Here is a 9,955-nt window from a genome sequence, read left to right on the forward strand (position 1 = left end):
GTTTAGTCGCTTTGCAACTTACAAGCATTAACACAAAATGCCACTTAAATTAATATGGGTTTTGTCAACAGTCTAAAAGGTGCGAAAACGCACCTTAATCCTTTTCCCACCTGTCTTTTAATTTTTCCATCAGATATGGTAGGGTAGTATACTCTAACTCCTGAAGCGGCAATCTATGGGGTTCAAAGGGACCCAATGACCTCATGTAATCTGCTATCTCCAATGCTTTCTTTCTAGCACTATCAAAGGCCACATCCTTGAACAGGTCCTGTGGTCCTATTAGTTTACCTTCCTTTAACTGAAAACCTAAAGCACATACTCTTGGTGGACCGTCAAACCTCGTAGGAACTGCATCTTCCAGCGATACCGGCATCATAGGCCCGACATGGGAACCTCTCATCCATCCAGAAACCAGATGAGGATTAGCAAAAGCTTCTAAAACTTCTCCTACCGCGGGAAGACCACTCTGACACCTTACTATTAAGACGGGGTCATCTTTCCCTATGTATTTACCTGCCATTAAATTCATTCTTTGGGTAGAGGAAACAGCCGCTATCTCATTGTTTTTTGTATACACACGTCTTATACAATATCTGCCAGTGGCTCCAATGAAAACAAGCATATCGTAAATTTCTTCCGGGGTGTTAAAAATTATCTTCTTTCCTTCATACATATCGTAAACCTCAAACTTAAACCCTTGATGCATTGAAGGATCAATTATTAGTCCAGGAGTATTGAAAGGGTCAGCAAACATTTTATAAAGGGGCAAATTCCACGCTCCAGGCTCTGTTTTATCGGCAATAAATATAACAACAGGCTCACTTTTCCTCTCTTCAAATTCCATTTCTGCCACACCTGGTCCCATTCCCTTGATATTGCCGGAAAAAGAATCCTTTAGTAAGTCCTGTCCTGCACCATAAAGTTTCAATTCCTTCGCTTTTTCCGTACAAGCTAGAAAAGTATCCCAAGCCAATTTATGAATTTTTTCGCTGTCAACTCCTTCTCTGTGAGTCATAATAAGCTGTATGTCATCTCCAACCCTGGTAACATGATAATCAATTAGTATATCACTTTTTTCTTTTAGCATATTTCTTGCAATCTCTAAAAGGTCCGGATGGACATCCGTATGTCCTACACATCCACCTACATCCGCTTTGATAACTGATAACGTTATTTTGCTCATTTAAATCCCCCCTTAATTGTTATGCTACATTATATGATTAATGTTATACTTTTTACAACTATATTTTAAAATATTTAATCATATTTTTCAATAGTATGTCCTAATTTCCCCCTATGCATTTTAAAAATAGTTGAAGGAATTTTTGAAAGTTTGTCGAAATACTATTGAGGAGCAATAAAAACAACAAAGAAAGGGAGGATAAAAGTTGGGTGCCTATCTTACGCTAATTTACGGAGTTATAATTGTTGCAGCCCTTGTAATAATTGGTTTGATTAAATTTATATTTGCCCAGGATAAAGGCGATGAAAAAATGCAGCAAATCTCTGATGCAATAAAAGAAGGAGCAATGGCTTTCTTAAACAGGCAATATAAAACAATTGCATCTCTAGCTTTAATAGTAGCAGTCATAATCATTGTAGCTAATTACTACGGACACTTATCAGAAGGAAGTAGTAAAGCACTTAGTTTCGCGCTGCATGTAGGTTTTGCCTTTATCACTGGAGCATTTTGTTCCGCCCTGTCCGGTTATATAGGGATGTATATGGCGGTCAACTCGAATATAAGGGCTGCAGCTGGTGCAAGAACAGGTCTTAACAGAGCTCTTCAAATTGCCTTAAAGGGAGGAGCCGTCACAGGACTTGCTGTTACAGCTTTATCTTTATTTGGAGTCGCTACTCTATTTTTGACATACGGTGGCATGTCAGGACAAGATGATCTCATAAAGGAGGCTCCTTCTCTAATCGTCGGCTTTGGCTTTGGAGCTTCATTTGTAGCCTTGTTTGCCCAGCTGGGCGGTGGTATATACACAAAAGCTGCCGACGTAGGAGCTGACCTTGTAGGAAAAGTAGAAGCAGGAATTCCCGAAGATGACCCTAGAAATCCCGCGGTCATAGCGGACCTTGTGGGTGATAACGTAGGAGACTGTGCAGGAAGAGGTGCCGACTTATTTGAATCTACAGCCGCTGAAAATATAGGTGCAATGATATTGGGAGTCGGACTTTACCCGATCTTCGGCTGGAAAGGAATTTTATTCCCACTGGTAGCCCGTGCGATAGGCATAATTGCCTCTATAATAGGGATATTCTTTGTAAACACAAAAGACGAATCAAAAGACCCTATGCTGGCCTTAAATAAAGGTTATTTTGTAACAACCGTGGTAAACTTGATAGTTCTATTTTTCGCAGTAAAAGTAATGCTTTCAGGACATTTGCCCGATGGAAGCACTGTAAATTATTTGCTTCTTTACGGGGCAGTAGTAACAGGGGTAATCTTAAGTTATATTTTCGTCTTTTTAACCGACTACTACACTTCCGTCAACAAACGTCCTGTACAAGAAATAGCCAAAGCTTCTACCACAGGAGCAGCTACAAACATCATAACCGGTACATCCGTGGGCATGGAATCCACAGCTCTGCCCGTCATATTCATCTCAGCAGCAATATTTATAGCCTATAAGCTGGGAGAAATGGCAATACCTCATATAGGTACGGCAGGACTTTATGGCACAGCTATTGCTACAATGGGAATGCTGTCCACAACCGCATATATACTTGCCATGGATACCTTTGGTCCTATTACTGACAACGCTGGTGGAATCACTGAAATGTCAGGAGCCCCTGAAGAAATAAGAAGAGTTACGGATAGGTTAGACGCCTGCGGAAATACAACTAAGGCTTTGACAAAAGGTTATGCAATTGGATCTGCAGCTTTAGCTACTTTCCTGCTCTTTTCCGCTTACCTCGACGAGGTAAAGAAAATACTCGGCAAACCAATAGACTCATGGTTTCCAGTAGATATAGGAAAACCAGAAGTATTCATAGGTGCTTTTATAGGCGCCATGATAGTATATCTATTCAGTTCTACCGCTATAAGAGCTGTAGGAAAGGCTGCACAATATGTTATCCTAGAGGTAAGAAGGCAGTTTAAAGAAATACCGGGGATAATGGAAGGAACAGCAAAACCAGATTATGCTAGAGCAGTAGACATAGTAACAAAAGGCGCATTAAAAGAAATGGTGATCCCAGGCCTGATAGTCGTAATAACTCCTATACTTGTTGGCGTAATCTTAGGTAAAGAAGCAGCAGCAGCTTTTCTAATGATCGGTACAATTTCCGGTGTAATTCTCGCTCTTTATCTTAACAATGGCGGAGGAGCATGGGACAACGCCAAAAAGTTTATAGAATTAGGAAACTACGGAGGCAAAGGTTCAGACGCTCACAAGGCCAGCGTTGTAGGAGACACAGTCGGAGACCCCTTCAAAGATACTGCCGGCCCCTCTCTGCACGTTTTGATAAAACTCATAAGCACAATAACTCTGGTATTTGTAGCTTTGTTCCGATAAAAATTTTATAAAGGAAGTGATAAAATGGGATATAAAGAAGTTACTCCAAAAAGGCGTTTTATGGGGAGATTTCCGCACGGCAGCGACCTTCTTCAAGAGATCAATAAGGTCATAGCAGAAGAAAACATACTTTCTGGTGAGATCAGGATAATAGGTGCTGTAACAAATGCCGTCTTTGGATATTACGACTCCGAAAGCAAAAACTACATCTACATCACAAAAAACGAGCACATGGAGATATTAAACTGTATAGGAAACATATCTACGAAAGAAGGCAAGCCTTTTGCTCATGTTCACATAACCCTCGCAGATAAAAATGGTAACGCTTATGGAGGTCATTTAATGGAAGGGACAAAGGTATTTGCAGCCGAGTTTATAATTGTAGACTATGGAGATAACAAGTTAGAAAGGGTGTATGATGAAACTACGGGATTAACCCTTTGGGATTTATAATCCGGGCTTTTTGCCCGGTTTTTTAGTACCAAACTTCATAAAAAACGGTAAATAACTAAATATATCTATATTTGTATTGTACACCAATGTCTTTACAAGAGGGTTTTTCATTAAACCAATTAGCCTCTCTATATCTTCATTTGTCCCTGTATCCATCCTTTCTCTTATCTTTCTCAAATTATTTAACTTTTTTTGAAGGTTTAACACCTTTTCTTCATAGTTATAACCCTTTACAATAGAAAAAGAGCAGTAAAACGACGACATCATAGAATTTATCAGTCCAAATCCAAAGGCCGAATCCAAAAAACCTCCTGCATTGCCCACAAGATATACTTTACCTATACTTCTATGTCTTGGCATCCCTATCTCTAATTCTGATTCGAAGGTCTCCACCATACTAAAATTGATTTTTTCTTTAGAAAGAAACTCCTGCCACATGTTTTCAACCTCTTCTTTTAAAGAATAAGTAACTACCAGTACCAAAGAAGCTTTTTTAGGTCCCAGAGGCACAAGATATCCAAAACCAGAATTTGCATAACTTCTGTCAAACCATACATAAACTGTGTCAGGCTCAAAATTCCCTATAGCAATTCCCCCTTTTATGGATGCAGAGACTATATTTTCCCACTCCGTAATGCTTTTAGCCATCATGCTGTTACCTGTAGCTATAACTACATGATCGTATTCTTTCATCAAACTCTCATAATTAGCATTTATATTAAAAAAGATCTTTGAGGTCAGATTCTTTGCAATTTGATTTTCAACACTATTTTCTCCCTGTCCTCTCTCAAAAATATACCCCAGCTTCCCTTTTATTTCTACCTTGTTTTTAGGTGACTTTATCACAAGCCTCTTTAAAGTGGAAAGGGGTTGCAATGAAATACCCATTCTATTCATAATTTCAAGGGAGTCGTAAGGTCTCGTCATAAGGTTTAAAACAATCTCTCCATATGTAAACAGATTACCAATCCTGTGATTCCTTTCATACACATGACTGAATACACCATTTCTTTCTAAAAAATGAGCGCAAGAAAGACCCGCAATTCCTGCCCCTATTATCCCGACCTTCATTCTTTACACCTTCTTTCTTTCTTCATAAGGCTTGTTATACGATTTATTAAAAGTGTACTTCATGAAAAGAGAACCATATTTTATCGCATTAAAATTAGTATTGTATACCAGCTTTTTTATAGGTGGAAAGGTCAAAAACTTTATAAATTTATCTATGCTACTATTCTCCATCAAGTCCAATGCCTTCCTGAATTCCAGCATCTTCATATTAGCGTCCGCCAGAGGTTTTATGCTCTTTTCAAAATCTTTATTGAATATTATGCTCTCTGCAGCGATTATACCGCTCAAAATAGAATTAAAGGTGCCAAACCCTAAAAAGGGTTCTATTGCTCCTCCTGCATTACCAACAAATAAGAGGTTTTCATACTGATGAGGAAAGCAATTGCCCGAGTCATGGCTCAAATCCACAATATTTACAATATCCACTTTTAAACCCTCCACCTTCAAAAAAGCATCCCAATAATACTGGAGTTCTTCCTTTGATATGTAAGGTATTACCATTGCCAAAACAGCCCTTTTTTCATTGTAAGGTATAAGATATACATAGCCGCTCTTTGTATAGAGGTTATTTATCCACATAACAAGTGTATTTTTTTCAAAATCGCCCAAAACATTCGCTACCCTAACCCATGTACTAACCAGCTCATGCCAACACCCCAGGGATTTCGGAATCTGAGAACTCCCTGTCGCCACGACCACATAGTCATACTTTTCTTTTAATTTTCTATAATCCGCCTCTTCATTAAAATGTACAGGAAAAGTAAGCTTTTTATAAAGCTGGTTTTCTAACGAATCTTTATCCTGCCCTCTCAAAATCATGTACCCTAAATTATTTCCTGTCACAACTCCTTGCACACTTGGTCCCTTCATGATTATCTTTTTAATCATACCCATCGGTTTTATGTCTATTCCTTTTTTTTTCAAAAAAAGAAGGGGATCTTTAATAGGCCTGTTTATCACCTTTAAAAGGCCTGCTATGTGGTTAAAAAGCTCACCTATCCTATCCTTTCTTTCGAACACATCAGGAAATATACCATGATTTTGTAAAGTTATAGCTGCTGCAAGTCCTGAGGGACCTGCACCTATTATGGCAACCTTCATTCTAACTCATCCCCGGTCTTTTTAAAACTTTGTTATTTGGAATAGAAGGTCTGGATTCTAAAGCCTCTATTTCTATCTGAAGCAAAGATATAAACCTCATAACATCATCCCGCATCTGTGTAAAGAGTTGTCTTACGTAGGGATTAGGTATATTTACCACCGTCTCATTGTAAAAGGCCTGAAGATTTACAAGGTTTTTCAATATATCCTGTAAGATATCAAGAGAATCCTGTGATACGTTCTTTTTAACAACAGAGGGTATATTGAGTTCTTTTTCGGCTTTTTCAATGTCTTTATTATGATTTTTTGACATTATTTCCACTCTTTCTAACAACGCCCTTATAGAACTATCCACAACAGCTCCTTTAGAAGTCTTTATCTTACTTATAAGCCCTTTTTCCAGTTTTTTTGCCTCTTGAAGACTACTTAAAATCATTTCCTGTTGCGTTATTTTCTGCATACATCTCCCACCTTTTTAATTATGTTGTCTCAATTGAAATTTTTATATACCTGTTTAAAACTGAAAAACCGTGGAATATTAAGATTGAGGTGAAAGTAATGGGAAATATTGATGAAATGAAAATTTTAATGGAGGAATTGATAAAAAGCGAGAAAGAAAGGGAAATGGCCAATAAAGAAATGCAGGAGGTCCTTAAAAAATCTATCTCAGAAATAAAAGGCATCTTACTTTCCATAAAAAAATACATTGGAAGTGAAAATATAAAACTGCGTAGTTATACCGGAAAAACTTTTGAAACAGGAGAAGGAATAATTGTATTTGACAAAAGTATAGATGAAAAGATAATATTGAAATCGGACAGCAATTTTTATCACTACAAAGTGGAGGGTGAAGAACTTATTGCTACCCCAATATCCGATTTGGACCTTCATAATTATATTGCATACGATACCCTTTTTGAAACCGTGAAAAATGCCATAAAGCGGTGTATACAGAGAAATGAAGAAGAAATCAGGCTTTATAGAAGTACCACCTACAAAATAGAAAAATACAATGAAGAACTCAAAAAAATACTATCTTTAAAGGAGACTGTAGAGCAAAAAACGGATTTGTAACAAAATTGTAATCAAAAGTTAAGAATTTCTTAATAAATTTTATTTTTTTACGTGTTATATTGTATTTAGAACCTATAAAGGGGATGTGGAGAAATTGAAGGAAAAGCTATTCCAATATTTTACTTTATTCCTTGTATTTCTCACCATGGGAATAATGCTTTCAATACAAGTCAAGGCAGTCCAGAGCGGAGGAATAAAAACTCTCTCACCTGCTCCTTCTACAAGCATTGCAAGAGCAGAAGAACTGACACAGGAGCTAAAAAAGCTTCAAGAAGAAAAACAAAATCTCGAACAACAACTGTCAGAACTCACAAAGCGGTTTCAAGAATATGAAGAAGCTTCTTCAAAAAATGACACAGCTCTGAAGAATCTTCAAAAGGATGTTGAAAAATATAAAGCCCTCGCAGGATTTACCGACGTGGTAGGCCCTGGTGTAATAGTAACGGTAAGCGACAGTGATTTGCAGCCACGCGAAGGTGAAGACCCAAACCTCTACTTAGTCCATGACGAAGATCTCCTGAGAATTGTGAATGAGCTAAAGGCAGGAGGAGCAGAAGCAATTGCCATAAATGATCAGCGCATAACTGCATTCTCAGAAATAAGATGTGTAGGTCCAACCATCAATATAAACTCCACTAGATATGCTCCGCCTTATGTCATAAAAGCCATAGGAGACCCTAATACCCTTATGGCATCCCTAAAATTAAAAAATGGCATAATAGATACATTGGAATTTTATGGGATAAAAGTGCAGATAGAAACTTCGGATAAAGTAGTAGTTCCTGCTTATAACGAACCGGTAAAGCTTTTTTACGCCAAACCCGTAAATCATCAATAAAAGACAGGTCACTGGGTAAACCTGTCTTTTATTTTTTTAACTATTTGATTCTCCAGCATCACATACTTGCACAAGAGCTTTCCAGTAAAAGTGGAGCGCGAAGCTACAAACCTCATATTCCTCTTTTTCAAAGAAGTCCAGTTCTTCTTGTATTCCTCATCTCCTCTTAAAAAATCAAATATTTCATCTCCTTCTTCAATAGATTGCTTGATAGAAAGCCCCAGAGTAATATTCCCGACGCTTCTCTTTCCATATTCTATGTCATATCCACCTATATAGTAATACCTGACATTCCCTATGTGATAAGTCAAGAGGCTTGCCACAGTCTTCGCTCCATCTTTTAATTCAAATAAGCTCAGTTCACCTTTTAAAAACATGTCCTTTGCCACATCTTTATGAAAATCTCTTATTCTTTTGGAGTAAAAAACTCCCGGCATGTGCCTTTTTCTCCATCTTTTCTGGTGAAGCTCTATTAGGGTATCCATCGCTTTGCCTACCATATCATAATCTTTTACAACAGTAAAGCTCGCATCATAATCCTTGAAAAAACGCCTTATTTCATAATTCAAATTTCGCCTGAACTTTCCCTCTAAACTTTCAAGGTATTCCTCCCATGTATCAGGCAATTTTATATATGGGCACACATCCTGCACCTCATAATCATAGTAAAGATTGCTTCCCATCACGTACGGGAAAAATTCACTATTTTCTGGAATATGCTCTAAATCAAGCACTGTAAGAGAATCAATCTTTTTTTCTAAAAAATCCACAATAGCAGTATAAAACTGCTTTTCATATCCTTGACGTACGACAAAATCCAAATAATCGCTGTTTGCAGAGCCAATAAACTTGATTCTTTTAGCAAAAAGCCCTTTCTCAAAATAAGTTATCATAAAAGGAGCTATACCTATAGGTTTAGAACCTTCATAAACCACAATTATCTCCAAACTCTTTCCGTGTCCAAAATATTTCCACCAGTTCAAAACCCACTCGAAGCTATTAAAAGGATAAACCTTCGCTTCTTCTTCTAGCTCATGCCAAATATCTTCTATCTCTAAAAGTCCAGAAACATTGTTTATCCTTTCAATTGTCACGTGAGATACTTTTCTTTCATCCAAAGCACTACCCTCCAAACCACATATAAAAATATTATAAACCCTATCGTCGAAACGAAGTACACCCAGAGAGGTTGACTTTTTGTCAAAAAATCCACCTTTATGAGCTGTTTAGCCCCTAAATAAGAAATTCCAGTCCAAAAAGACGACCAAATCAAATCAGCAATAACAGAAAAAATCAGGTATACACTAAAATTCATTCTAGTAACCCCAGATGCCCAAATGGCAGGAGTTCGCGGAAGTCCCACCAATCTACCAAGAAGTACAGTAAAACCTCCATATTTCGCAAACCATTTATCCATAGCTTCCAAATCTTTTATAGTGATCTTCAGATATTTGCCATACTTTTCTACGACCGGTCTTCCTTTATAATATCCTACCAGATAGGCTATAACATTCCCGGTAACATTCCCTAAAGCCGCTACAAGCACTATCGCAATTAAATTCATTTGCCCTTTTACCGCAAGATATGCTGCTGCAAAAAACAAAATCTCAACAGGGCCAGGCAGTCCAGTTCCTTCATAGACTAGAACAAGAAAAAGCGCTATGTAGCCGTAATTCACCACCGCAGTGTATAAAAAAGATTGACTTTCCATGACTCCACCATCCGCTTTGGTTTTTCAGTCTTATTATATCACAAAAAAGTAAAACAGGACAATTTAGCCCTGCCAGACTGTTGACAAAATAAAGAAGTGGCATTTTGTGTGTAAATGCGACTTGTTGTCAAAGCGGTAACTAAACTTGGCGAACTTGAGAAGCGAAGGCGGGGCGAGCAAAGC

10 protein-coding genes are annotated in these 9,955 nt (G+C 37.7%); 4 read left to right on the forward strand and 6 right to left on the reverse strand.

What is annotated here, in order from left to right:
- Nucleotides 1-94: 94 nt before the first annotated feature.
- Nucleotides 95-1,183 (reverse strand): fructose-1,6-bisphosphate aldolase/phosphatase, encoded by a 1,089-nt coding sequence (fbp, locus tag ACPLVE_RS10160; RefSeq protein WP_424611442.1) that lies wholly within the window; start codon nt 1,181-1,183, stop codon nt 95-97.
- 205 nt (nt 1,184-1,388) lie between these two features.
- Between fbp and ACPLVE_RS10165 the strand changes: the two genes are divergently transcribed.
- A complete protein-coding gene (locus ACPLVE_RS10165) occupies nt 1,389-3,524 on the forward strand; it encodes a sodium-translocating pyrophosphatase (RefSeq protein WP_424611443.1) in 2,136 nt (711 codons plus the stop codon).
- Nucleotides 3,525-3,548: 24 nt separating this feature from the next.
- Complete coding sequence (locus ACPLVE_RS10170) at nt 3,549-3,977, forward strand: PPC domain-containing DNA-binding protein (RefSeq protein WP_424611444.1); 429 nt, start codon at nt 3,549-3,551, stop codon at nt 3,975-3,977.
- Here the strand turns inward: ACPLVE_RS10170 and ACPLVE_RS10175 are convergent.
- From ACPLVE_RS10175 to ACPLVE_RS10185, 3 genes are read right to left on the reverse strand one after another with little or no spacing between them, the layout of a single operon-like run.
- A complete protein-coding gene (locus ACPLVE_RS10175) occupies nt 3,972-5,048 on the reverse strand; it encodes an NAD(P)-binding protein (protein WP_424611445.1) in 1,077 nt (358 codons plus the stop codon). The genes ACPLVE_RS10170 and ACPLVE_RS10175 overlap by 6 nt on opposite strands.
- 3 nt (nt 5,049-5,051) lie before the next feature.
- The gene (locus ACPLVE_RS10180; protein ID WP_424611446.1) at nt 5,052-6,149 is read right to left on the reverse strand and encodes an NAD(P)/FAD-dependent oxidoreductase; all 1,098 of its coding nucleotides are present in this window, start codon (nt 6,147-6,149) and stop codon (nt 5,052-5,054) included.
- A gap of 1 nt (nt 6,150) precedes the next feature.
- Nucleotides 6,151-6,609, reverse strand: a complete 459-nt coding sequence (locus ACPLVE_RS10185; RefSeq protein WP_424611447.1) for a DUF2383 domain-containing protein — start codon at nt 6,607-6,609, stop codon at nt 6,151-6,153.
- 98 nt (nt 6,610-6,707) lie between these two features.
- On the opposite strand from ACPLVE_RS10185, the gene ACPLVE_RS10190 reads away from it, so the two are divergent.
- Complete coding sequence (locus tag ACPLVE_RS10190; RefSeq protein WP_424611448.1) at nt 6,708-7,223, forward strand: hypothetical protein; 516 nt, start codon at nt 6,708-6,710, stop codon at nt 7,221-7,223.
- Between the two features lie 85 nt (nt 7,224-7,308).
- Nucleotides 7,309-8,061 carry a DUF881 domain-containing protein gene (locus ACPLVE_RS10195; protein ID WP_424611449.1) on the forward strand — a complete coding sequence of 251 codons (753 nt, stop codon included), beginning with the start codon at nt 7,309-7,311 and terminating at the stop codon, nt 8,059-8,061.
- Nucleotides 8,062-8,069: 8 nt separating this feature from the next.
- Here ACPLVE_RS10195 and ACPLVE_RS10200 read toward each other — a convergent pair whose 3' ends face one another.
- Nucleotides 8,070-9,179, reverse strand: coding sequence for a GNAT family N-acetyltransferase (locus ACPLVE_RS10200; protein ID WP_424611450.1), 1,110 nt, complete (start codon nt 9,177-9,179; stop codon nt 8,070-8,072).
- The gene (locus ACPLVE_RS10205) at nt 9,152-9,772 is read right to left on the reverse strand and encodes a DedA family protein (protein ID WP_424611451.1); all 621 of its coding nucleotides are present in this window, start codon (nt 9,770-9,772) and stop codon (nt 9,152-9,154) included. Before ACPLVE_RS10205 ends, ACPLVE_RS10200 begins: the two co-directional genes overlap by 28 nt.
- Nucleotides 9,773-9,955: the final 183 nt, after the last annotated feature.

Origin of the sequence: Caldanaerobacter sp., assembly GCF_049701115.1 — a bacterium.
Lineage (GTDB): Bacteria > Bacillota > Thermoanaerobacteria > Thermoanaerobacterales > Thermoanaerobacteraceae > Thermoanaerobacter.

What these genes read in the sequence shown, in the direction of transcription:
- ACPLVE_RS10190 (WP_424611448.1), top strand. Translation starts at nt 6,708, where the DNA reads ATGGGAAATATTGATGAAATGAAAATTTTAATGGAGGAATTGATAAAA.
- ACPLVE_RS10170 (WP_424611444.1), top strand. Translation starts at nt 3,549, where the DNA reads ATGGGATATAAAGAAGTTACTCCAAAAAGGCGTTTTATGGGGAGATTT.
- ACPLVE_RS10185 (WP_424611447.1), bottom strand. Translation starts at nt 6,609, where the DNA reads ATGCAGAAAATAACGCAACAGGAAATGATTTTAAGTAGTCTTCAAGAG.
- fbp (WP_424611442.1), bottom strand. Translation starts at nt 1,183, where the DNA reads ATGAGCAAAATAACGTTATCAGTTATCAAAGCGGATGTAGGTGGATGT.
- ACPLVE_RS10205 (WP_424611451.1), bottom strand. Translation starts at nt 9,772, where the DNA reads ATGGAAAGTCAATCTTTTTTATACACTGCGGTGGTGAATTACGGCTAC.
- ACPLVE_RS10180 (WP_424611446.1), bottom strand. Translation starts at nt 6,149, where the DNA reads ATGAAGGTTGCCATAATAGGTGCAGGTCCCTCAGGACTTGCAGCAGCT.
- ACPLVE_RS10175 (WP_424611445.1), bottom strand. Translation starts at nt 5,048, where the DNA reads ATGAAGGTCGGGATAATAGGGGCAGGAATTGCGGGTCTTTCTTGCGCT.